At 73.3% G+C, this 22,641-nt stretch carries 23 protein-coding genes; all 23 read right to left on the bottom strand.

Annotated elements, in window-relative coordinates; all coding sequences use genetic code 11:
* Positions 1–188: 188 nt before the first annotated feature.
* The 23 genes from AC1U7O_RS14185 to fliF all read right to left on the bottom strand — a co-directional run bounded on the left by AC1U7O_RS14185 (position 189) and on the right by fliF (position 22,637).
* Positions 189–953, bottom strand: a complete 765-nt coding sequence (locus AC1U7O_RS14185) for a flagellar hook-basal body protein (RefSeq protein WP_479895475.1) — start codon at positions 951–953, stop codon at positions 189–191.
* A gap of 256 nt (positions 954–1,209) precedes the next feature.
* Positions 1,210–3,108 carry a putative bifunctional diguanylate cyclase/phosphodiesterase gene (locus AC1U7O_RS14180; RefSeq protein ID WP_479895473.1) on the bottom strand — a complete coding sequence of 633 codons (1,899 nt, stop codon included), beginning with the start codon at positions 3,106–3,108 and terminating at the stop codon, positions 1,210–1,212.
* Between the two features lie 161 nt (positions 3,109–3,269).
* Positions 3,270–4,013 (bottom strand): sigma-70 family RNA polymerase sigma factor, encoded by a 744-nt coding sequence (locus tag AC1U7O_RS14175; RefSeq protein WP_479895472.1) that lies wholly within the window; start codon positions 4,011–4,013, stop codon positions 3,270–3,272.
* Between the two features lie 10 nt (positions 4,014–4,023).
* Positions 4,024–4,866 carry a MinD/ParA family protein gene (locus tag AC1U7O_RS14170; protein WP_479895471.1) on the bottom strand — a complete coding sequence of 281 codons (843 nt, stop codon included), beginning with the start codon at positions 4,864–4,866 and terminating at the stop codon, positions 4,024–4,026.
* Positions 4,851–6,065 (bottom strand): flagellar biosynthesis GTPase FlhF, encoded by a 1,215-nt coding sequence (gene flhF, locus AC1U7O_RS14165; protein WP_479895470.1) that lies wholly within the window; start codon positions 6,063–6,065, stop codon positions 4,851–4,853. The genes AC1U7O_RS14170 and flhF overlap by 16 nt, the downstream gene beginning before the upstream one ends.
* Positions 6,062–8,164, bottom strand: a complete 2,103-nt coding sequence (flhA, locus tag AC1U7O_RS14160; protein WP_479895469.1) for a flagellar biosynthesis protein FlhA — start codon at positions 8,162–8,164, stop codon at positions 6,062–6,064. Before flhA ends, flhF begins: the two co-directional genes overlap by 4 nt.
* A 61-nt stretch (positions 8,165–8,225) precedes the next feature.
* Positions 8,226–9,308 carry a flagellar biosynthesis protein FlhB gene (flhB, locus tag AC1U7O_RS14155; RefSeq protein ID WP_479895468.1) on the bottom strand — a complete coding sequence of 361 codons (1,083 nt, stop codon included), beginning with the start codon at positions 9,306–9,308 and terminating at the stop codon, positions 8,226–8,228.
* On the bottom strand, positions 9,301–10,083 hold the full coding sequence (gene fliR / locus AC1U7O_RS14150; RefSeq protein WP_479895467.1) for a flagellar biosynthetic protein FliR: 783 nt from the start codon (positions 10,081–10,083) through the stop codon (positions 9,301–9,303). Before fliR ends, flhB begins: the two co-directional genes overlap by 8 nt.
* Positions 10,080–10,349, bottom strand: coding sequence for a flagellar biosynthesis protein FliQ (fliQ, locus tag AC1U7O_RS14145; protein WP_479895466.1), 270 nt, complete (start codon positions 10,347–10,349; stop codon positions 10,080–10,082). Before fliQ ends, fliR begins: the two co-directional genes overlap by 4 nt.
* A 106-nt stretch (positions 10,350–10,455) precedes the next feature.
* Positions 10,456–11,223, bottom strand: coding sequence for a flagellar type III secretion system pore protein FliP (fliP, locus tag AC1U7O_RS14140; RefSeq protein ID WP_479895465.1), 768 nt, complete (start codon positions 11,221–11,223; stop codon positions 10,456–10,458).
* Complete coding sequence (locus AC1U7O_RS14135; RefSeq protein ID WP_479895464.1) at positions 11,220–11,540, bottom strand: FliO/MopB family protein; 321 nt, start codon at positions 11,538–11,540, stop codon at positions 11,220–11,222. Before AC1U7O_RS14135 ends, fliP begins: the two co-directional genes overlap by 4 nt.
* Before the next feature lie 78 nt (positions 11,541–11,618).
* Positions 11,619–11,930 (bottom strand): flagellar motor switch protein FliN, encoded by a 312-nt coding sequence (gene fliN, locus AC1U7O_RS14130; protein ID WP_479895480.1) that lies wholly within the window; start codon positions 11,928–11,930, stop codon positions 11,619–11,621.
* Positions 11,931–12,001: 71 nt separating this feature from the next.
* Entirely contained in the window at positions 12,002–12,970 is a 969-nt protein-coding gene (gene fliM / locus AC1U7O_RS14125) for a flagellar motor switch protein FliM (RefSeq protein WP_479895463.1), read from the bottom strand.
* 24 nt (positions 12,971–12,994) lie between these two features.
* A complete protein-coding gene (locus tag AC1U7O_RS14120) occupies positions 12,995–13,522 on the bottom strand; it encodes a flagellar basal body-associated FliL family protein (protein WP_479895462.1) in 528 nt (175 codons plus the stop codon).
* A 233-nt stretch (positions 13,523–13,755) separates the two neighbouring features.
* The gene (locus AC1U7O_RS14115) at positions 13,756–14,982 is read right to left on the bottom strand and encodes a flagellar hook protein FlgE (RefSeq protein WP_479895461.1); all 1,227 of its coding nucleotides are present in this window, start codon (positions 14,980–14,982) and stop codon (positions 13,756–13,758) included.
* A gap of 31 nt (positions 14,983–15,013) precedes the next feature.
* Positions 15,014–15,673: a flagellar hook assembly protein FlgD gene (locus tag AC1U7O_RS14110; RefSeq protein WP_479895460.1), complete on the bottom strand. Its 660-nt coding sequence runs from the start codon at positions 15,671–15,673 to the stop codon at positions 15,014–15,016.
* Positions 15,674–15,824: 151 nt separating this feature from the next.
* Complete coding sequence (locus AC1U7O_RS14105) at positions 15,825–16,976, bottom strand: flagellar hook-length control protein FliK (protein WP_479895459.1); 1,152 nt, start codon at positions 16,974–16,976, stop codon at positions 15,825–15,827.
* 6 nt (positions 16,977–16,982) lie between these two features.
* Positions 16,983–17,681 (bottom strand): MotE family protein, encoded by a 699-nt coding sequence (locus AC1U7O_RS14100; protein ID WP_479895458.1) that lies wholly within the window; start codon positions 17,679–17,681, stop codon positions 16,983–16,985.
* Entirely contained in the window at positions 17,662–18,102 is a 441-nt protein-coding gene (locus AC1U7O_RS14095; RefSeq protein ID WP_479895457.1) for a flagellar export protein FliJ, read from the bottom strand. Before AC1U7O_RS14095 ends, AC1U7O_RS14100 begins: the two co-directional genes overlap by 20 nt.
* The gene (locus tag AC1U7O_RS14090) at positions 18,099–19,412 is read right to left on the bottom strand and encodes a FliI/YscN family ATPase (protein ID WP_479895456.1); all 1,314 of its coding nucleotides are present in this window, start codon (positions 19,410–19,412) and stop codon (positions 18,099–18,101) included. The genes AC1U7O_RS14095 and AC1U7O_RS14090 overlap by 4 nt, the downstream gene beginning before the upstream one ends.
* Entirely contained in the window at positions 19,405–20,022 is a 618-nt protein-coding gene (locus AC1U7O_RS14085) for a FliH/SctL family protein (protein ID WP_479895455.1), read from the bottom strand. The genes AC1U7O_RS14090 and AC1U7O_RS14085 overlap by 8 nt, the downstream gene beginning before the upstream one ends.
* Positions 20,019–21,023, bottom strand: coding sequence for a flagellar motor switch protein FliG (gene fliG, locus AC1U7O_RS14080; RefSeq protein ID WP_479895454.1), 1,005 nt, complete (start codon positions 21,021–21,023; stop codon positions 20,019–20,021). The genes AC1U7O_RS14085 and fliG overlap by 4 nt, the downstream gene beginning before the upstream one ends.
* Positions 21,024–22,637 (bottom strand): flagellar basal-body MS-ring/collar protein FliF, encoded by a 1,614-nt coding sequence (fliF, locus tag AC1U7O_RS14075; RefSeq protein ID WP_479895453.1) that lies wholly within the window; start codon positions 22,635–22,637, stop codon positions 21,024–21,026.
* Between the last annotated feature and the right edge of the window lie 4 nt (positions 22,638–22,641).

Raw genomic sequence — 22,641 nt, 5'->3', positions numbered from 1 at the left:
CCATCTGGATTCCGGCTTCCGCCGGAATGACGGATGAAGAGGAAGGACCGCCGGGGCCCTGTCCGTCGCCCCGGCGCATGCCGGGGCCCTGTCCGTCGCCCCGGCGCATGCCGGGGTCCATCTGGATTCCGGCTTCCGCCGGAATGACGAATCTCGAGATGACGCCGGAATGACGGAGCGACGACCCGTCACGCCACCCTCCCCAGATCCTGGATCGCCGTCTCCGCGACCCGGTCGTAGGTCTGGAGCACCTTCTGGGAGAACTCGTAGGCGCGCATGACCTCGATCAGCTTCGCCATCTCCACGAAGGCGTTCACGTTGGAGTCCTCCAGGTGGCCGGCGGAAACCGTCGGGTCCTTGACCGGCTTCGGATCGGCGCCCGCGAAGAGGCCGTTGCCCAGCCGGACCAGCCGGCGCGGGTCGGGAAAGTCCACGACCTTGACCCGCGCGACCTCCGTCCCGTCCACCAGGATGAGGCCGCCGTCCCGGACGGCGACCTCGCCGGCCTTGAGCGCGATCTCGCCCTTGTCGCCCATGACGGGATCGCCGGACTCGGTGACGAGGCGGCGGGTCCGGTCGAGGTGGAACATGCCGTTGCGCGTGTAGCGGAGGCCCTCCGCCGTCTTGATCTCGAAGAAGCCCGGCCCCTCGATCGCCAAGTCGAAGGGATGCTTGGTCTCGCGCCGCACCCCGCCGCCGTGGTCCACCCGCAGGTCGCGGGGGGCGACGAAGACCTTCTCCCGCAGACCGGCCGGCGCCGCCGGCCCCCCGACCCCGCCCACGGCGACCGGCGGGGGGAGGGACGGCGGCCCGACGACGACGAAGGACTGGAAGGTCGGGTCCACACGCTTGAAGCCGGTGGTCTTGAGGTTCGCGACGTTGTTGCTCAGGACCTCGATGCGATGTTCCTGCGCCAGCGCGCCCGACAGGATGGTATAGATGCCTCGGTCCACGGCGAGCCCCCCGCGGCGGAATCGGTGTCGGCCGCGAGGGTGAGCAACGCGCGTGCCAGGGCCGTGGACCGCGCAAACGGGCTCCGAACCGGCGTGCCGGCCCAGACATGCGCCGCGGCGGCGCCGCCACGGCGGCGCCGCCGGCCGGCCCGTTAGGCACTCTCGGCAGGGCTCGGGAACAATTTGCCGCGTGGGAGGGGGGACAGGGGGAAGAGAAGGGCGGGCGATGGCTCCCGGCGCGCGACCCCCGCCGTGATCAGCGCGCCGCCGCCCCGCGACCGACCGGGATGGCCGCCCCGTCACGGAGCAGCGCCCGGAACGTTTTGGCGTCCACGGGCCGGCTGAAGTAGTACCCCTGCATCTCGTTACACCGCTGCGACCGCAGGAGCGCCGCCTGCCCCTCGGTCTCGACGCCTTCGGCGATCACGTTCAGGTTCAGGCAGTGGGCCAGCGTGATGATGGCCCGCGCGATCGAGGCGTCGCTGCCGCTGGTCGCGATGTCGCGCACGAAGGACTCGTCGATCTTCAGCGTGGTGATCGGGAGCCGTTTCAAGTAGCCCAGCGAGGAATACTCCGAGCCGAAGTCGTCGATCGAGATCCGGATGCCCATCCGGTGCAGCTCCCGGAGCATGGGCACGGCCCGGTCCGCGTCCTGGATCAACTGGCTCTCGGTCAGCTCCAGCTCCAGCGACCGCGGGTCCAGCTCCGCGTCCTCCAGGATGCGGGCGACGGTCTCCACGAGGTTCTTCTGCTGGAGCTGCCGGCGCGAGAGGTTGACCGCCATGCGCAGGCCGGGAAAGCCCTCCCGCTGCCAGGCCCGCGCCTGGGTGCAGGCGGTCCGCAGCACCCACTCGCCGATGGGCAGGATCAGGCCGGTCTCCTCCGCCAGGCCGATGAACCGGTCCGGCGAGAGCAGCCCCCGCTCGGGGTGCCGCCACCGCAGCAGCGCCTCCACGCCCACCACGGCGCCGCTCTCGAAGTCCACCAGCGGCTGGTAGAAGAGCTGGAACTCCCCCCGTGCCAGCGCGTGCCGCAGGCCGGTCTCCAACGTGAGCCGCTCGAAGGCCCGCGCGTTCATGTCCGTCGAGTAGAACTGGAAGGCGCCGCCGTGGCCCTTGGCCGCGTACATGGCCGTATCGGCGCCGTTGATGAGCGCATCGCGGTCCTCGCTGTCCGAGGGGAACATCGCGATCCCGATGCTGCCCGCGGTGAAGACCTCGTGCCCACCGAGCGTGAAGGGCAGGGCGATCGCGTCCAGCAGCTTCTGCGCGATGCGCGCGACGTCTTCGGAGGAGGCCACGTCCTCCAGGATCACCGTGAACTCGTCCCCGCCGAGCCGGCAGACGAGGTCGCTCGCCCGCAGCGCCGCGGTGAGCCGGTTGGCGACGGCCTTCAGGAGCTGGTCGCCGATTCCGTGCCCCAGCGTGTCGTTGATGAGCTTGAACCGGTCCAGGTCCAGGAACAGGAGCGCCACCTGGCGCCCCGTCCGCCGCGCGCGGGCGAGCGACTGCGACAGCAGCTCCGCGAAGAGGCGGCGGTTGGGGAGGCCGGTGAGCGGGTCGTAGTGGGCGAGGCTGTTGAGGCAGTCCTCCGCGCGCCGGCGCTCGTCGATCTCGAGCCGCAGGGCCTCGTTCACCCGTGCCAGCTCCGCCGTCGCGTCCCGCAGCGCCGCAGCGAGGCGCTTGGGCTCGCTCAGGTCGCGCACGACGCCGGTCCAGTAGCGGCGCCCGCCCGTCTCGAACCACGAGAGCGACACCTCGACGGGCCACTCGCGGCCGCTCTTGGTCAGGCCCGCCAGCTCCACGCGCCGCCCGGCCGGGTGGTCCGGCGCGCCCGCCTCCACGCCCCCCGCGAACCCGGCCGGATGGGCCGCCCGCAAGCGCTCGGGCAAGAGCAGGGTGGACGGCCGGCCGAGCACCTCGTGGCGCTGGTAGCCGAACAGGCGGCCCGCCGCCTGGTTGAACTCGACGATGGTCCCGTGCTCGTCCGTGCAGAGGACGCCCTCGGCGAGGGTCTCGACGAGGAGGCGGTACCGCTGGCGGCTCCTCCAGAGGCCGCCCGCCGCCGTCCGGCAGGCAGCCCGATCCGGTTGCGCCGTCCCGCCGCGCGCCCGCCCCGGACGGCTTCCGACCTTCCGCTCCCGTTTTTCCGGCATGCGCGCTCCCCCGGCCCCACGGCCGACGGCGACCGGACGGCATCGCCGAGGGCTGTCCCTCTTGTCGGACCGGGAAGGGCGGCACTTGAGGCGGGGGCGCGGCCGCGCCGCGCCGCGCGCGCAACGGAGCAGAACCGGCGGCAACGGGAGCCGCGCGATCGTCAGCGCAGGTCCCGAACCTTCTCCTTCAGCTTGAGGATCGCCTTGGCGTGGATCTGGCAGACGCGCGACTCGGTCACCTTGAGAATCCCGCCGATCTCCTTCATCGTGAGCTCTTCGTAATAGTAGAGGGTGAGCACCAGCCGCTCCTTCTCGGGCAGCTCGGCGATCGCCCGGGCCAGCGTCCGGCGGATGTCCTCCGAGACGACCATCGCAAGGGGGTCCGGGTGCCGGGTGTCGATCAGCGACCGGATGATGGCGGGAGCGTCGTCCTGGACGCCCAGGTCTTCGATGCTCAGCAGGACCGCGCCCTGCGAGCGGGTGAGGAAATCGAGCAGCTCCTCGACGGAGAGGTGGAGCTCCTGCGCCAGCTCCTCGTCCGTCGGCGGGCGGCCCAGCCGCTTCTCGGCCGCGTGCTGCGCCTTCTGGAGCTGCGCGATGCGCTCGTGGACGGAGCGCGGTACCCAGTCCATGGCGCGGATCTCGTCGAGCATCGCCCCCCGGATCCGGAACTCGGCGTAGGTCTTGAACTTGGCCTCGCGCGCCGGATCGTACTTGGTCAGGGCGTCCATCAGGCCGATGACCCCCGCCGAGATCAGGTCCTGGGCGTCCAGGTGCGCGGGCAGCCGGAAGGCCAGCCGATGCGCCATCGCCTTGATGACGGGTGCGAACTCCCGGATGATCCGCTCGCGTTCGGCCTCGCTCGCCGTCGCCGTGACACCCCGCTCGGACAGCGTGTCGCGCATGGGCTCCCCCCTATTCGTTACCGGCCCGGCCCGCCGCGCGCATCGCCGCGGGCGCCGCCCCCGGCCATCCCGCGACGGCCGCGGCCAGCCGGTCGAACGCGACGCTGGCCGGCGCCTTGGGAAACAGGTCCACGACGGCCTTCTGCCGGGCGACCGCCAGGCGGACGTGGTCGTCGGCGGGCACGGCGCCGACGTACTCGATCGCGATGTCCAGGAACCGGTCGGCGACCAGGCCGAGCCGGCGATGGACCTCCAGGCCTTCACGGGGGCTCGCGGCCAGGTTCACCAGCAGGCGGAAGCGCCGGCCGACCTCCCGCCGGGACAGCACCTTCATCAGCGCGTAGGCGTCGGCCATCGCGGTCGGCTCCGGCGAGGCGACGACCAGGATGTCGCCCGCCAGGCCGGCGAAGAACAGCACGTTGGCGGAGATGCCCGCCCCCGTGTCGATCAGCAGCACGTCGGCTTCCCCGGCCGCCTCGTCCAGCTCGTCGCGCAACGCGAGCCGCTGGTCCTCCCGCAGCGCGGTCAGCTCCTGGAGCCCCGAGCAGGCGGGAAGGATGCGGATGCCGCCGGGCCCCTCCACGAGGATGTCCGCCAGCCGCCGATCGCCGCGCAGCACGTCGGCCAGCGTGGCGCGCGGCACGAGGCCGAGCAGCACGTCGACGTTGCCCAATCCCAGGTCCGCGTCCAGCACGAGCACGCGCCGCCCCCGGCGCGCGAGCGCGAGGGCCAGGTTCGCCGTCACGTTCGTCTTCCCGACCCCGCCCTTCCCGCTGGTGACCGCGATCACCCGCGGACCGCGGAGCGCGAGGGCGCCGGTCGCCGCCCCCGCCGCCGTCATGACCTCTTCCACCGCGTCCCTCCTTCGGCCGGCCTGGGCTCACCGGTCCGCTCGGGCGCCGCCGGCCGCAGCACCCGCGCCCCCTCCCCGAGCAGGAGGCCCGCGACCCGCTCGGGCGTCGCCACCTGCAAGTCGTCGGGCACCTTCTGGCCGGTGCTCAGGTAGGACAGGGGCCAGCCCGTCCGCCGCATGAGCTCGAAGGGCGCGCCGAACCTCGTCGTCTCGTCCAGCTTCGTGAAGAGCAGCCGGTTGATCGGCAGCGCCGCGTAGCGGTCCACCGCTTCCTGCAGGTCCTCGTCGCGCGTGGTCGCCGCGAGCACCAGATGGGTCTCCAGCGGCTGCTCCATCGCCACCGTGCGGCGCAGCTCCTCCATGCCGGCGGCGTCCAGCGGGCTCCGCCCCGGCGTGTCGATCAGGATCAGCTCCGTCCCCGAGCGGCGCCGCAGGAAGGCCAGCAGTTCCTCCCGCGTCAGCGCGACCTGCAGCGGCACGCCGATCGCCTTCGCGTAGAGGCGGAGCTGCTCGACCGCGGCCAGGCGGTAGGTGTCCAGCGTGACCAGGGAAACGGCGCGCTTTTCCCGGCCGTGGTAGTGCGCCGCGAGCTTGGCGATCGTCGTCGTCTTGCCCACGCCGGTCGGGCCGACCAGCATGACGGTCTTCTTCCAGTCGCCGAGCTCCAAGAGCGGTCCGCCGGTCCTCGTCTCCCGCACGAGCAGACGGCGCAGCGCGTCCTCGGCCCCGGTCCGGCCCGCGAGCCCGGCCGGCAGGCGGGCCAGGAGCTCGAGCGCCGTGCCGGCGGCGAGCCCGGCGCGCACGAGCCGGTCCCGCGCCGCCTGGAGCGGCGGCGGGAGCGTGGCGGCGCCCCGGGACGCCCCACCCGACGATTCCAGCAGCTCCCGGATGCGGGACAGCTCCGCTCGGCAGGCCGCCCAGTCGCGATCGGGCCCGGCCGGCGCGGCGGGCGGCGGCGCCGGCCGGGCCGCCGGCGCCGCCGCGGACCGCCAAAGCTCCCGCTCGAACCGCGGCGTCTCGGCCGTCTCCACGTCCACCGCGGCACAGACCTCGACCATCGGCCGTCCGAACAGGCCGAACAGCGAGGCGCCCCCGCGGACCTCCCGCGTGGAGAGGATCACGGCGTCCGGGCCCAGCTCCGCCTTGACGGCCCGGAGCGCCTCCTGGATGGTCAGGGCCTGGAACGTCTTGACCTTCATCGCGCCTCCGCCCGCGCCTCTGCACGCTCGTCGGCGACCCGCACCGTCTCCAACGCCTTGACCTTCGCCGCCGCCTCCACCTCGGTGACGGCGAGCACCGGCAGCGAGGGCAGGAACCGCTCCGTCAGCCGCCGCAGGTGGCGGCGCAGCGCGGGCGAGCAGAGCAGGACCGGCTGCCGGCCCTGCGCGGCCACCCGCTCCACCGCCTGCCGCAGCCCGACGAGCAGCTTCTGCGCGACGGCCGGCTCCGGCGTCCATATCCCGCCGGCGGCCGCCGCCTGCTCGGCCAGCCGACGGTCCAGGCGCGGGTCCAGGTTGATCACGGGGAGCGTGCCGTCCGGCGCCTGGTACTGACGAGTGATCGCCCGGCCGAGCGCCTGGCGGGCCGCCTCGATGAGCAACTCGGGGTCCTTCGTCGCGGCCGCCTGGTCGGCCACCGCCTCCAGGATCGTCCGCAGGTCGCGCACCGGCACCCGCTCCCGCAGCAGGCCGGCCAGCACGCGCACGACGGCGCCGAGCGGCAGCAGCGCGGGGATCAGCTCCTCGACCAGCTTCGGGTGGGTGCGGCCCAACTCATCCAGCAGCGCCTGGACCTCCTGCCGGCCGATCAGCTCGTGGGCGTGGCGCTTGATGAGCTCGCCCAGGTGCGTCGTGATGACCGAGCTCGCGTCCACGACCGTCCAGCCCGCCGCCTGGGCCCGGTCCCGCTCGGCTTCCGGCACCCAGAGGGCGGGCAGGCCGAAGGCCGGCTCCTTGGTCGGGATGCCCGGCACCGACCGGACGTCGGCGGTCCCCGGGTTGATCGCGAGCACGTGGCCGGGCAGGACCTCGCTCTTGACCAGCTCCACGCCCTTGAGCAGGATCGCGTACTCGTTCGGCCGCAACTGCAGGTTGTCGCGGATGTGCACGGGCGGGACCATGAAGCCCATGTCCGCCGCCGTCTGCCGGCGGAGCCCCTTGATCCGCTCCAGCAGCAGTCCGCCCCTCTCGCCGTCCACGAGGCCGATCAAGCCGTAGCCGACCTGGATCTCCATCAGGTCCAGCGGCGCGAGGGCCGGGACCGGCTCCGGGGCCTTGGCCGCCGGGGCCGCGAGCGCCGCCGCGGCCCGCTCGTCCTCCCGCTTCGCCATCTCCCAGGCCGACCAGCCCGCCAGGCCGCCCAGCGCGAGAAAGGCCGCGTGCGGCAGGCCCGGGACGAGGCCCAGGCCCAGCAGCACGCCCGCCACCGTCCAGAGGACCTTCGGGGAGAGGAACACCTGCCGGGCGATGTCCTCGCCCAGGCTCGTGTCCGACGCGGCCCGCGTGACCACCATGCCGGCGGCCGTCGAGACGATCAGCGCCGGCACCTGGGCCGCCAGCCCCTCGCCGACGGTCAGGAGCGTGTAGTTCGCCGCCGCGGCCGCCGCGCTCATCCCCTGCTGGAGGACGCCGATCGTCAGGCCGCCGACGATGTTCACGAGGATGATGACGACCGCCGCCACCGCGTCGCCGCGGACGAACTTGCTCGCGCCGTCCATCGCGCCGTAGAAATCCGCCTCCTGGGCGATCTCGCGTCGGCGGCGACGCGCCTCCGCGTCGTTGATCAGGCCCGCGTTCAGGTCGGCGTCGATGCTCATCTGCTTGCCCGGCATCGCGTCCAGGGTGAAGCGGGCGGCCACCTCCGAGATCCGGCCTGCGCCCTTGGTCACGACGACGAAATTGATGACGACGAGGATCGCGAACACGACGAGCCCGACCGTGAAGTTGCCCCCGACGACGAAGCTCCCGAAGGCGCGGATCACCTCGCCCGCCGCGGCCGGCCCCTCGTTGCCGTGCAGGAGGATCAGCCGGGTGGAGGCGATGTTCAGCGACAGGCGCAGCAGCGTGAGCATGAGCAGGACGGAGGGGAAGACCGAGAACTCCAGCGGCCGCTTGATCTGCATGCCGACCAGCAGGACGAGGAGGGCGAGCGTGATGTTGAAGGCCAGCAGCAGGTCGAGCAGCAGCCGGGGGAGCGGCAGCAGCATGATCATCAGGACGCCCACGACCCCGACCGACATGAGGACGTCGGGCTGGCGCACCCAGGCGGTCCCCGGCCATGTCCGTTGCTGGACGCTCATCGGCTGGTCACTCGCGACTCGTCGCTTGCCACTTGCTACGTGTCACTTGCACTTCCGCCCTTCAGCCCCTGGGCACCCTGCCTTTCGCCCGGTACACCAGCGCGAGGATCTCCGCGACCGCGCGGTAGAGGTCCGCCGGCACCTCGCCGCCGACCTCCACGAGCTGGTAGAGCGAGCGGGCGAGGAGCTTCTCCTCCATGACCGGCACGCCGTGCTCGGCCGCGACCGCCTTGATGCGCTCGGCCAGGAAGCCCGAGCCCTTGGCCACGACCTTGGGCGCCGCCATCGTCCGCTCGTCGTACCGGAGCGCGACCGCCAGGTGGGTCGGGTTCGTGACGACGACGTCCGCCTTGGGCACGGCCGCCATCATCCGCTTGCGGGCCATCTCCCGCTGCACGCCGCGCACCCGCGCGCGGAGCATCGGGTCGCCTTCCATCTCCCGGTGCTCCCGCTTGACCTCCTCCTTCGTCATCCGCAACCCCCGCTCCCACTCGAAGCGCTGGTAGCCGTAGTCCGCGGCCGCGAGCGCCGCCACGGCCAGCCCGATCCAGAGCCCGGCCCGGGCGGCCAGCGCCGCCGTCGCCGCCGGCAGGTCGGCGACGGCGTAGGTCCCCAGCTCGGCCAGGCGCGGGAGGTCCGCCCGGACGGCGGCGTAGGCGACGCCGGCGATCGCGAGCACCTTGAGGACGGACTTGAGCAACTCGACCGCCGCCCGCCAGGAGATGAGGCGGCCGAGGCCGGCGATCGGGTCGAGCCGCGACGGGTCGGGGGTGAGGCCCCTACCGGTCCAGAGCCAGCCGGTCTGGACGAGGAACGAGCCCGCGCCCACCGCCGCCAGCCCCACGAGCAGCGGCAGGGTCAGCGCGAGCGTCTCGCGTCCGACGCCGAGCAGCAGCTCGGAGAGCAAATCCGGCCCGATCTCCGTCCCGGCGCCGACCTCGACGGCCTGGACCAGCCGTCGGCGCATCAGGTCGGCCAGCGCGGCCAGGCCGTCCCCGGCGAAGGCGGTAAGCCCGGCGAGGCCGGCCAGCAGCACGGCGGCCGCCGGCACGTCGCGGCTGACCGCGACCTGCCCGCGCTCCCGCGCCTCCTTCTTCCGGCGGGCCGTCGCCCGCTCGGTGCGCAGCTCCGCCTGCTCAGCCATGACCCAGCACCCGCAGCAGGCCGAGGACCGCCTCGTGGAAGCGGAGGACCTCGGCCTCGAACAGCCCGGCCGCGAAGGGCAGCGCCGCCCCCACGACGAGGAACCCGGCGCCGATCGTGACGGGGAAGCTCAGGAGGAAGACGTTGATCTGGGTCACGGCCCGCCCGATCGCCGCCAGGACCAGGTTGACCAGGAGCAGCGTCGCCATGACCGGCGCGGCGAGCTTGAGCGCCACGAGGAAGAGGCCGGCGGTGACGCGCAGCACGTCCTCCGCCAGAGCGGCGGACATCCGCGCGCCGAAGGGCGGCACCGCCGTGAAGCTCCAGGCGACCGCCTGCACGACGAGCAGGTGCCCGTCGAGCGAGAGGAACACCAGCGAGGCGACGAGCTGGTAGTACTGGCCCACGATCCCCGTCGGTTGGGCGGAGGCCGGGTCGAAAAGCTGCACGACGCCCAGGCCCATCTGCGCGCCCATCATGTCCCCCGCCAGCTCGATGCCCGCGAACAGCGTCCGCGCCGCCAGCCCGATCACCAGCCCCGTCAGGAACTCGGCCACGAGCCCGGCGACCAGCCGCGGCCCCTGCTCCGGGAGCGCCGACGGTCCCACGGAGGGCAGCAGCACGAGGGCCAGGGCCAGCGCCAGGCCCGCCTTGACCCGCGGCGGTACCATCCGTCCGCCCAGGACCGGCCAGGCGGCCATGATGCCGCCGACGCGCGTGAGGACCACGAGCAGGCCCTGGATCTGCGGCAACGGGAGGACCAGCGCGTGGGTCATCGCGCGAGCTCCGGGATGCCGGCCAGCGTGGCGACCGTGAAGCTGACCAGGACCCCCAGCATCCAGGGGAAGAACAGGAGCACCACCGCCACGACGGCGAGGATCTTGGGCACGAAGGTCAACGTCGCCTCGTTGATCTGGGTCATGGCCTGGAACAGGCTGACGGCCAGCCCGACGACCAGGCTCAACCCCAGCATCGGCGCGGACACGAGCAACATCGTCTCCACCGCGCGCCGCCCCATCTCGACCACCAGCTCCGGCGTCATGGTCTCCTCCGCGTCCCTTCGGAGCGTCCCGGGGAAGCCGGGGCCCAGTCCGAACGCTGGATTCCGGCCTTCGCCGGAATGACGGAATGTTCACCGGGCGTCGCTTTCAGTGAAAGCTCCGCACCATCGAGCCGACGACCAGGTACCAGCCGTCCGCGAGCACGAACAGGATCAGCTTGAACGGGAGCGAGATCGCGACGGGCGGCAGCAGCATCATTCCCATGGACATCAGGACGCTCGCGACGACCATGTCCACGACCAGAAAGGGGATGTAGATCAGGAACCCGATCTGGAAGGCGATCCGCAGCTCGCTCAGCACGAAGGCCGGGATGACGACGTGCGTCGGCAGGTCCTCGGGCCGCGCCGGCGCCGGCCGGCCGGACAGCTCCACGAACAGGCCCAGGTCCTTCTCCCGCACCTGGCGGAGCATGAAGGCGCGGACCGGCTCGAGGCCGCGGGTGAGGGCCTCCTCGTGCGTGATCTGCTCGGCCATGTAGGGCTGCAGGGCGCCCTGGTACACCCGGTCCCAGACCGGCGCCATGATGAAGAAGGTCAGGAAGAGGGCCAGGCTGATCAGCACCTGGTTCGGCGGCGCCTGGGGCGTGCCGATCGCCTGCCTGAGGAAGGACAGGACGATGACGATGCGGGTGAACGCCGTGACCATGATGAAGAAGGCGGGGGCCAGGGACAGGACCGTCAGGAGGATCAGGACCTGGACGACCGTCGCGGTCGCGCCGGGCCCGCCGCCCAGGTCCAGCGTGAGCGAGGGGCCGCCCGCCCAGGCGGCGCCCGCGGCGGCGAGCCAGGCCGCCAGGCCCGCCGCGGCCGCGACGCCCCGCCGCCCCGTCCGCTCCGCCGCGCACGCGCGGCTCACGCGACCTCCCCGGGCACCCGGGCGCGCGCCGGCGCCCCCAGCAGGCGCGCGACGCGCTCGGGGTCGCGGATCCGGCCGAGGGGCACGAGGTTCCCCGCCGTCGCGCCCAGCAGGAGCACCTCCCCCGCGACGGCCACGACGATCAGCTCGCGACGGGACCCGAGCGAGCCCGCGCCGAGCACCCGCACCAGCGGCGCGTCGGCCCCCGCCCCGAGCCGCCCGAGCCACCGGCGCCCCGCCGCCGCGCAGAGCGCCATCAGGCCCAGGACCACGGCCAGCGCGGAGGCCATCCGTAAGAGGCTGTCCCAGAGATCCATCGTTCCCAAATCCGTGCGGCGTGAGGCGTCAGGCGCGAGGGGAAGCCCCCTCGCCCCTTACCCCTCACCCCTTCCGGCTCACTTCAACTGCTGCACCCGTTCGGCCGCGCTGACGACGTCGGTGAGGCGCACGCCGAACTTCTCGTTCACGACGACGACCTCGCCGCGCGCCACCAGGCGGTTGTTCACCAGCACCTCCATCGGCTCCCCCGCCTGCTTCTCCAGCTCGATGACCGACCCCTGCCCGAGCTGCAGGAGGTCGCGGATGAGCATCCGCGCCGAGCCGAGCTGCACGGACACCTGCATGGGGATGTCCAGCAGGAGGTCGAGGTTGCCCGGCAGGGCCGGCTGGCCCGCCGGCTCCGGCTCCGGCACGGCGGCGGCCCGCATCTCCGGCAGCTCGCTCTCGGTCGGCACGATATCCGGTTGCGCCACGTCGTCCCTCCTCCTTCGGCCGGCGCCTACGGCACCCGGCGGTCCACGCGAAAGACCCGGCTCCCCTTCATCACCCCGGCGCTGCCCTGGAACTTGGGGATGCCCTCCACGAAGCAAGTCAGCGGATCGCCGGGGCCCTGGTCGAGGAGGAGGACGGCGCCGGGCGCGAACTGCAACACGTCGCGGACGCTGACGGTCGCCGTCCCGAACTGGACCGTCGTATTGACGCGGCAGTCTTGCAGTTCCTCCTTGAACCGGCGGCCCCAGCCGACGTTCTCCTCCATGCGGTCGGAGAAGAAGCCGGAGTAGAGCTTCTCCTTGATGGGCTCCAGCATCGCGTAGGGGTAGGCCAGGAAGAGGTCCCGCCCGGCCTCGCCGATCTGCACGCGCAACGTGACCGCGACCACGATCTCCGAGAGCGAGACGATCATCGCGAATTGCGGGTTGCTCTCCGACCGGGAGAGCTTGATCTGGACGGGGAGGACGGGCTGCCAGGCCTTCTCCAGGTCGCGCAGCGACTGGCCGGCGACGCTCCGGATGATCCGCTGCTGCACGGGCGTGAACTCGCGCCCCTCCGGCTTCACGTGGAAAAGCCCGTTGCCGCCGAAGAAGTGGTCCACCACCAGATAGACGACCATCGCGTCCATCACGAAGAGCCCGTGGCCGCGCAGGGGGTCGATCTGAAAGACCGTGAGCGACGAGGGCACCGGGATCTTCTTCAGGAACTCGCTGAACTTGATCACCTGCGTGCCCACGACGGCGAAGTCGATCATCTTGCGCAGCGTCGCGCCCCAGGAGACGGCCTGCAGCCGGGCGAACCGGTCGTTGATCATCTCCAGGGTCGGCATCCGGCCCCGGAAGATCCGCTCCTGATTGATCAGGTCGTAGGACCGGATGCCCGACGGCTCCTCCGCCGGCGGCGCCGTGTCCACCTCGCCGGACACCACGCCCTTGAGCAGCGCGTCGACCTCGTCCTGAGAGAGAATTTTCTCCATGCCTCGCGCCCGCGGCGCACGCCCCTACTGAACGACGAATTCCGTGAAATAGACCGTCCGCACGCCGCCCTTCGGCAGCGCGGTGTTGACCCGATGCGTGATCTCGTCGCGGAGCTGGAACTTGCCCTGCGTGCTCCGCAGGCTCGTCGAATCCTTGCTGGTGAGCAGGATCAGGACCGCGTCGCGGACCTGCGGCACCCGCGCCGCCAGGTCGGCCGCGACCTCCGGCCGTTCCAGCTCCAGCTTCAGCGTGAGCTTGAGGTAGCGGGCCTCGGGCGTATCCGCCAGGTTGACGATGAAGGAGTCGAGGTCGTAGAGGGTGCCGGCCTCCTTCGCGGCGCCGTGGCCGGCGGCCTCTCCTGCGGCCGCCGCGTGCTCCTCGGCGGCGGGCGCCTCGGCCGGCTTCTCCTTCCCGCCCTTCAGGGCCAGGAAGGCGCCGGCACCCGCCGCGAGCGCGAGCACCGCCGCTCCGGCGATGAGGAGGGTTTTCTTCGACAGCCCCTTCGGGGCGGGGAGCGCGGGCGCCTGGGCGCCTGCTGTGGTGTCGGCCATGGCAAGGCTCCTTCCGCGGGTCGTCGGTGGATCGAAGGCGATGACGGCCAGGCGACTCTGCAACCGATATGCCATGCGCGGCGGCGGGGCCGCCGGCGAAAGCGGAGGAGATTGCGGCGGGTTTCGATCGTGCGGCGGGGGACGGGGGCGGGCATCCGTCAAGCAGCCGACCGACGGGCTACGGAGAAGATTGACGGCGTCAGAATCCTGACGGCGGCCGCGGAGCAGGCGGGCTAGCGCTTGAGCCCCATGATCTCGACGAGCAGCTCGTCGCTCGTCGTGATCACGCGGGAGTTGGCCTGGTACTCCCGCTGGGCCGCGATCATGTCCACGAACTGGTCGCTCAGGTCCACGTTGGACTGCTCCAGCGAGGCCGGGACGATCCGGCCGAGGCCCCCCGAGCCGGGGGCGGCGGTCGTGGCGGTGCCGGCCGCCTCCGTGACCTCGAACAGGTTGTCGTTCAGCCTCGCGAGCCCCTGGGAGTTCACGAAGCCCACGAGCGCCACGCGGCCGAGGGCTCGGGACCGCCCGTTGGAGAACTCGGCGATGAGCGTCCCCTCGCCGTCCACCGCGACCCGCTCGAAGGTCCCGGCCGCCTCCCCGTCCTGGGACTGGGCGGTGATCGCGGAGGCCGAGCCGTACTGGGTCATCCCGCTCAAGTCGAATTCGACGGTCGCGGTCTTCCCCCCCAGCGTCAGCGAGACGCTCCCGGTGGCGGCCCCCGACGGCGTTCCGTCGGATCGGAAGCTCAGGCTGCCGGAGCCGGCGACGGCGCCGCCGGCCACGACGCTGTAGGTCCAGGCATCCGTCCCGGTCTTGGTGAAATAGACGGTGACGGGCGAGCCGGCCCCCTCGTCGTCGTACATCGTCATCGAGGTCGCGAAGTTGGAGGTGCCGGAGGGGTCGCCCCGGTCGAAGCCGCCCGGGATGGCGGCGGCGGTCGCGTCCAGGTTACCGGCGATCGTCGCCTTCTCGGTCGCCTTCGGCGCGAACGAAACCCGACCCGAGCCGGACGGCGCCGCGGTCGTGAGCGTGCCGAGGGTCGCGCCCACGGTCCCGCTCTCGTCCGCGAGGTAGCCCTGGAGAAACTTGCCGTCCGCGGTCACGACGCGCCCCTGCGCATCGAGCGCGAAGCCGCCGGCGCGCGTGTAGAGGCTCCGGCCGGCGCCGTCCTTCACGTGGAAGAAGCCGTTGCCCTCGATGGCGAGGTCCAGGGGCTGGCCCGTCGCGCTGACGGTCCCCTGGACGAAGACACCCTCGACCTGGACGGGTCTGGTCCCGATGCCCGGCACGCCGCGCGCGCCCCCACGCTGATAGGTGGCGCCGACCATCTCGGCGAAGAGGGCCCGGCTCGACTTGAACCCGACGGTCCCCGAGTTGGCGACGTTGTTGCTGATCACCTGGAGCCACTGGCCCGTGGCGTCCAGGCCGCTCAATCCCGCGTACAGCGAGGTCAACATGGCGCGCTCCCCCCGACTGGTCGTTGGCCCTTCAGTAGATGCGCCGGATGTCGGCCGGGTCCAGCGCCCGCTCGCCGGTCAGGACCTTCGGCCGCCCTCCTTCGACCGTGAGGCCGGTCACCCGCGCACGGATCCCCGGCGTGACCGCGACCGGCCGGCCGCCGCTGTCCACCGCGCTCACCGCCACCCCGTACAGCCCCGCGGCGAGGGGCCGGCCCGCCTGGTCTCGTCCGTCCCAGAGGAGCTGGCGCTCGCCCGCCTCCTGCGCACCGGCCCGGATCGCCCGCACCGGACGACCCGAGCCGTCCAAGAAGGTGATGTCCACGGATGCGGCATCGCCCTCCACGGTATAGGAGACGGGCACCGGCCCCTCGCCGAGACGGACCTGGTCGCCGCCGACCTGGACATCACGGCCGATCAGGGAGACCAGCCCGAAGGATTGGGTCGCCTGCGTCCCGGCCACGTTCTGCTCCATCAGCGACACGAGCTTGTTCGTCTGCTCGAGCTGGCTGAACTGCGCGAGCTGGCCGATGAACGACTCGTTGTCCACCGGCTTGAGCGGGTTCTGGTGCTGCAACTGGGTCACCAGGAGCTTGAGAAAGACGTCCTGCCCCATGGGGGAGGCGCCGGCCTGCCCGCCGGCCGGCGGCGCGCCCAGGGTCTGACGGGAAAGTCCGGCGATGCTGTCCATCTCTTGTCTCCCCGTGGACGGAACGATTCGTCGGCCCAGGCTCCTTGCAAGAGCCGTGCGCCGTGCGACAGCCCCGGAAAGGCCGCAGGAGGGAGTCCGTGGGGGGTGGGGCGGGAAACAGGAGCCTCTGGCGGGCAAGGGCTGCCGCGGACTAGGCAAAGAGGTTCAGGCCGTCGGCCCGGAGGGTCGCGGTGGGGTCGGCGGCCGGCTGCTCGTCCCGGGAGGGGCGGTCGGCGCGATCCGGGCGATCCGGCCGCGGCGCTCCCGGCTCGCCGCCCTCCCGCCGATTCGTCGAGACCAGGAAGGACCCGACTTCGAGGCCCTGCTTGCCGAGCTCGGCCTCCAGCCGGTCGCGCTGGGCCTGTAGGTAGTCGCGCAGCCCCTCCTGCTCGGTGACCACCGCGGCGAAGACCCGCTGGTCCGCGAGCGCGACGTGCAGCCGGACCCGGCCGAGGTCTTCCGGCTCCAGGTCCAGGCGGACGGCCGGCAGGCCCCGGTAGCGTTCCGCCTCCGACGCCTCCTCCGCGAGGACCGCGGCTGGCGCGAGGTGATCGCCCGCCGGCGCCCTGGGTCCCGACCCGGCCGCCCGGTCGGGGCCCCGCGACGGGACCGGCGCGACCGCGCCGCCTTCCCCGCCGGCCGACGGCGGCTCCGCCGCCGCGGCCGGCCCCGCCATCTCCGCCGAGGCGGCCGCCGTCGCCGCAAGCGCGCCGGCGACCGGCGCGCCGGATGCTTCCTTCGTCCCGGCGAGGGTGACGGCCTCCTCGGGCGGGGCCTGCGGCTCCCCGTCGGTCCCCGCGCCCTCGCGTCCCCGCGTTCCCGCGTCGCGGCGCCCGAGCGCTTCGGTGTCTGCCCGTGCCCGCGTCCCCGCGTCGGGCTCCCGAGCCGCCGCCTCGTCGGCGGCGCCGGGCTCGCTCCGCCCGCCACCCCCCTCCGACCCCGCCTCGGTCGCGGGCCCGGCGGGGCGACGCGACGGCTCCTCGGGGCGAGCCGCAGGCTGGGCGCGCCGGTCGCGGACGGCGCCGCCGGTCGCCGCCTCGGGAAAGTCGGGCTTCGTCGCGCCCCGTCCCAGCCGCCGGGCAGTCGCCGCCAGCCCGATCATCGGGTCGAGCCCTTGCCCCTCCGGCCAGCGGAATTCCGACGGCTCCGTCTCCGCCTCCGGCGGCGAGCCGACCGCCCGGGCCATCTCGCGGCGGAATTTCGGCCGGCGCCCCTCGGCACGGGGGGCGGCCCGCCCCGTCGCGCGGGGCGGCTCGCCCGCCCCCCGCCCGGCACCCCGCGGTCCCGCTACGTCGTTCGCCATCTTCGTCTACTCGGGCAGCAGTTGCGCGGCCAGCTTCGCGGCCTTCTCCGGCCGCACCTGCGCGAGGATGGCCCCGGCGGTCTTGCCCTTGAGCAGCCGGAGCACGCGGATCGCCTTGTCCCGGGGCAACGTCTCGATCCGCGCCGCGGCCTCTTCCGCCGGCATGGCCTCGTACATCGCCGCCAACTGGGCGAGGTCCCGCTGTCTGGCGGCGGATCGGCTCTCGGCCTGCTTCGCCTCGAAGGCCTTGCGGCGCTCCTCCGCCACCTTCGCCGCTTCCTCGTAGCGGGCCAGGATCGCCTCGATCTCCGCCTTCATCGCCGCGAGCCGCCCCTCCGCCTCCCGCAGCTCCTGCTCGCGACGATCCAGCGCCTGCTTGCGCTGATCCAGCAACGCGAGGATCTCCTTCGGCTCGGCCAGCGCGGGTCCCTGGTGCGACGGGGGCCGCAGCGCCGCCGGCAGGGCCTCCTCGGCGGGGGGCGAGGGCTTGCCAGCAGCCGGAGCCGGTTGCGCGTCCGCCGGCCCGAGGAGGCAGGCCCACAGGCCCGCCGGCAGAAGCCAGCGACGCGCCCAGGGCCCCCCGGCAGACGGAGAGGAGGAGCACCGGCCGCCGCGCGCGGCGCGCGACCCGGGCCGGACCGAGCCGGTCCGCCCGAGGTGGCGGGCGGCGCGCTGCGTCCCGCGCTCACCTCTCCGCCGGTCCACGCCCCTCCCCTCCCCGCGAGGCCGCCTCGTCCGTCTCGCGCTGCGCCGCGGCGGCGACCGACCGGCGGTCGGCGGCCGCGCGACGCCGCTGCAGACTCTCCATCTTCTTGCGCTCCCGCGCCGCCTCGAGCACCTCGGCCATCTTCGTCCGCCACCGCTCGTGCGCCGCGGATACGAGCGCCTGCGCCCGGAGGACGGCCTCGGCGAGCCCCTCCATCAGTTCGTAGCGGCCCGCCGCCTCGGCGGCGGGCAGCCCCGCCCGCGCGGCTTCCAGGTACCGGCGCGCGTCCTCCTCGGCGGAGACGTCGAGCCGCCGCCGCTCGGCTTCCGCCGCGTCGAGCGCCCGTTGCAGCTCGGCCAGCTCGGCACGGAGCGCCTGCTCGAGCTGGGCCCGGTAGGTGCGCAGCACGGTGACGTTCATCGCAGCTCCTCCGCGAGGGCCAGCAGCGCCTCCCGGGACTCGGCCCAGCTCGCCCGCTCGTTCACGTCCTGCCGCAGGTAGGCCGTGATCGCGTCGAGCTTGGCCAGGACCCGGTCCAGCCGGCCGTTGACGCCGGCCTTGTAGGCACCGATGGTGATCAGTTCCTCGGACCGCCGGTAGAGGGCGAGGGCCTCCACGAGGGTCCGCGCGGCGCGCCAGTGCTCCGGGGTGACGAGCTCCCGCATCACGCGGCTCGTGCTCGCCGTCACGTCCACGGCGGGGAAATGGCCCTGCGCCGCCAGCTCGCGCGAGAGCAGGATGTGGCCGTCCAGGATCGAGCGGGCGGCGTCGGCGACCGGATCGGCCATGTCGTCGCCCTCCACGAGCACGGTGTAGAGGCCGGTGACGACGCCGGCCCCTTCGCCCGTGCCGGCCCGCTCCAGCAGCTTCGGCAGCAGCGCGAAGACCGAGGGCGTGTAGCCCTTCGTCGTCGGCGGCTCGCCGACGGCCAGCCCGATCTCCCGCTGGGCCTGCGCCAGGCGGCTGAGCGAATCCATCATCAGGAGCACCTGCTTCCCGGCGTCTCGGAAGTACTCGGCGATCGCCGTCGCGAGGAAGGCCGCCCGCACCCGCACGAGGGGAGGCTGGTCGGCGGTGGCGACCACCACGACCGAGCGCCGGAGCCCCGCCGCCGTGAGGTCGCGATCGAGAAATTCGCCGACCTCGCGGCCGCGCTCGCCGATCAGCCCGATGACGCTCACGTCGGCCTCGGTCTGGCGCGCGATCATCCCGAGCAGCACGCTCTTGCCCACGCCGGAGCCGGCGAAGATCCCGACCTTCTGGCCGCGGCCGCAGGCGAGCAGCCCGTTGATCGCGCGGATGCCCAGGTCCAGCGGCTCCGCGACGCGCCGCCGCTTGATCGGGTTGGGCGGCGCCCCGTACAGCGGCCGCTCCCCGGCGACCACCGGCGCGCCCCTCCCGTCCAGCGGCTCTCCCAGCCCGTCCAGCACGCGGCCGAGCAGGCCGGGGCCGACGCGGGCCGTCGCCCGCCGCCCCAGCATGACCAGCCGACTCGAGGGGCCGATCCCGCGCAACTCGCCCAGCGGCATCAGCAGCACGCGGTCGTCCCGGAACCCGACCGCCTCGGCCGGCACGCGCGCCCCGTCCTCGTCGTGGACGATCTCGCAGACCTCCCCGATCTCCCGCATCGGCGCCCGCCCCTCGATCACGAGCCCCACGGCCCGGCTGATCCGGCCGTACACGGCCACCGGCTCGGCCGCGGCGACCCGCGCGTGCAACGCCTCAACCATGCTGCCGCCGCCCAAGCGCCTCCCCGATCCTCGTCAACTGCACCTCGATCCGCGCGTCCATCAGGCGGGAGGGCGTCTCCAGGAGGAGCCCGCCGGGCGACACCCGCACGTCGCCCCGCACCTCGACCGCGGCCCCGCCCGCCGCCTCGGCCAGGGCGTCGCGGAGCCCCTCCAGCGCCGGCGCGTCCTGCGGGTGGACGAGGATCGCGAGCGGCCCGCCGTCCCGGACGCGGCCGACCAGCTCGCGCGCCCGGAGGACCACGGCCTCGCGCAGCACCTCGCTCCGCTCCCCGAGCACTTTGCGCGCGACCTCCAGCGCCAGGGCGGCGACGGCTTCCTCCGCGTCCGCCGGCAGGAGGGCCCGCTGCGCCCGCACCGCCTCGCCCAGCGCGGCGAGCAGCCGGTTCTGCCGCTCCAGCGGCGCGACCGCCGCCTCGCGCCCGCGCCGCTCCCCTTCCGCGATGCCCCGATCGTAGGCGGCCTGCTCGCGGGCCGCCTGCTCCGCCGCCCGCGCCGCCGCGGCGGCGGCCTCCACCGACTCGATCGCGTAGGGCTGCGCCGCCGGCTCCCCCTTCGGCCGGAGGGCGCGCGCGCCCGTCCCAGCGATCATACGAATTCCTCCCCGGCGCCCCCGATGACGAGCCGCCCCTCTTCCTCCAGCCGGCGGCAGATCTTCAGGAGGTTCTGCTGCGACTTCTCGACCTCGCTCACCCGCACCGGCCCGCGCGCCTCCATGTCTTCCTTGAGCATCTCCGCGGCCCGGCTGGACATGTTCCGGAAGAACTTCTCGCGCACGTCCGGGCTCGCCGCCCGCAGGGACAGGGCGAGGTCGTCCTTCGGGGCCTCCTTGAGCAACTCCTGGATCCCCCGGTCGTCCACCTTCACCAGGTCCTCGAAGACGAACATCAGGGCGCGGATCGCGTCCGCCAGCTCCGCGTCGCGCTCGCCGACCACGGCCATGATGCCGCTCTCCACGCTCTTGTCGAGACGCGCCAGCAGTTCGGCCGCCACCTCCGCCCCGCCCATGCTCTCCCCGCGCCCGGGACCGCTCACCTTGAGCGTCTCCTGGAGCACGTCGCTGAGCTGCCTGAGGACCTCGGGCTGCACGTCCTCGACCTGCGCGACCCGCATCGTCACCTCGGGCCGGAGTCCTTCCGGCAGGGCCGCCAGCACCTGGCTGCCCTGCTCGGGGTCCATCTGCGAGAGGATGACCGCGATCGTCTGCGGGTGCTCGACCTTGATGATCTGCGCCACCGCCCGGGGGTCGAGCCACTTGAGCGACTCCAGCCCGGGGTAGGAGGTCGTCGTGAGGGTCTCCAGGATGCGGGAGGCCTTGTCGGGCCCCAGCGCCTTGTGCAGGATCGCGCGGATGTACTCGCGGCCCTCGAAGCCGACCGAGCCCATCGTGCGCGCGTCCTTGAACTCCCGGATGACTGCCTCCTCCTCCTCGCGGGAGATGTTCGACAGCTCGGCCATGTGCATGCCGATCTTGCGGATGTCCTTCGGCTCCAGGTGTCGCATGACCGCCGCGGCCGCGTCCTCGCCGATGGCCCGCAGCAGGATCGCGGCCTTTTCCTCGCCGGAGAGCTTTCTCGGGGACGCCGTCGCCATCTAGGCTCCTCCCTTCAGCCATTGCCGAACCACCAACGCGGTGGTCTCCGGGTTGCTTTTCGCCTCCTCCAGCAGTTGCGTGCGCGGCCCGGAGGCCAGCGACGCCTCGGCCTCGGCGACCGTCATCGGCAGGCCCTGCGGCAGCGCGAGCGGCGGCGCCGCCGCGGGCGCCGGCGCCGCCGCGAGCGCGGCGACCAGCGGCCGCACGACGAACAGCAGGATGAGCGTGAAGAGCAGGGCCGCGACGCCGTACCGGACGTAAGGCGCGAAGGCGGCCGCCGACGGGCCGGGGGCCTCCGCGGCCGCGCCCTCGCCCTCCTCCGCCTCGACGTCGAAGGGCACGTTGACCACCTCCACCTGGTCGCCCCGCTCGGCCGAGAAGCCCATCGCCCGCTTGACGATCTCCCGGAGGCGCTGCATGTCCTCCTCGGAGCGGGGCACGTAGGTCTTCGCCCCCTCGGGCTTGCCCGCCTCCTTGGGGGCCGGCGCGTAGGTGCCGTCCACGAGCACCGCGACGGAGAGGCGCTTGATCGTGCCGACCGGCTCGACGATGCGGGAGACCGTCCGGCTGATCTCGTAGTTCACCGTCTCCTGCTTGGTCTGGGTCGTCGTGCTGCTGGACTGCTCCGGCGCCCCGGCCGGCGCCGGCGCCTGGGCCGCGGCGCCGGTCGGGACGTTGGAGGCGACGCCGGGCGGGCCGCCCGCCGCGGGCCCCGCCGCCCCTTGGTTGCGGGTCGTCCCGTTGGTCTTCTCCGTCTGCCGCTGCTCACTGCGGGCGACCTGGCCGTTGGGGTCGTACCGCTCCTCCGTCAGCTCGACCTGGCGGAAGTCGAGGACGCCGGAGACGCGCACGACGGCCTTGCCCGCCCCGACGATCCGCTCCAGCATCGTCTGGATCCGCTGCTCGATGTCCTTCTCCAGCGAGCGCTGGTACTCCATCTGCGAGCCGGAGAGCCGTGTCGGGCCGTCCTCCCCCGCCTCGGAGAGCAGCCTCCCGTGCCCGTCCACGACCGTCACCTGGGCCGGCTGCAGCCCCTCCACGCTGCTGGCGACGAGGTGGACGATGCCCTGCGTCTGCGCCCGGCTCAGCGACGCGCCCCGACGCAGCGAGAGGACCACCGAGGCCCGCGGCCGCTCCGGCTCGGTGCCGAACAGGCGCCGCTCCGGCACGGCCAGGTGGACCCGCGCCCGTTCGACCTCCGGGAGCTGGCCGATCGTCCGGGCCAGCTCGCCCTGCAGGGCCCGCCGGTAGTTGAGCTTCTGCACGAACTCGGACATGCCGATCGTGTTCCGGTCGAAGATCTCGAAGCCGACGCCGCCGCCGTGCGGCAGCCCCTGGCCGGCGAGCTGGAGCCGCAGCTCGTGGACCCGCGCCACGTCCACGAGCACCGTGCCGCCGCCCGCGCCGAGCTCGTAGGGCGTCTTGGTCTCCTTGAGCTTCTCCACGATCGCGGCCGCGTCCTCCGGCGACAGGCCCGAGAAGAGGACCGCCTGCTCCGGCTGCTGGGTCCAGAGCGTGAGGGCCACGAGCCCCGCGACAGCCGCGGCGAGCGCGACCAGGAGGGCGAGCCGCCGCCCGATGGGCAAGGCCGTCAACGACGAAAGCCAGGCCACGGTT

This window comes from Candidatus Nitrospira neuquenensis (assembly GCF_979578155.1).
The sequence above is the reverse complement of the archived record's forward strand: the minus strand, read 5'-3'. Positions and strand labels throughout refer to the sequence as shown.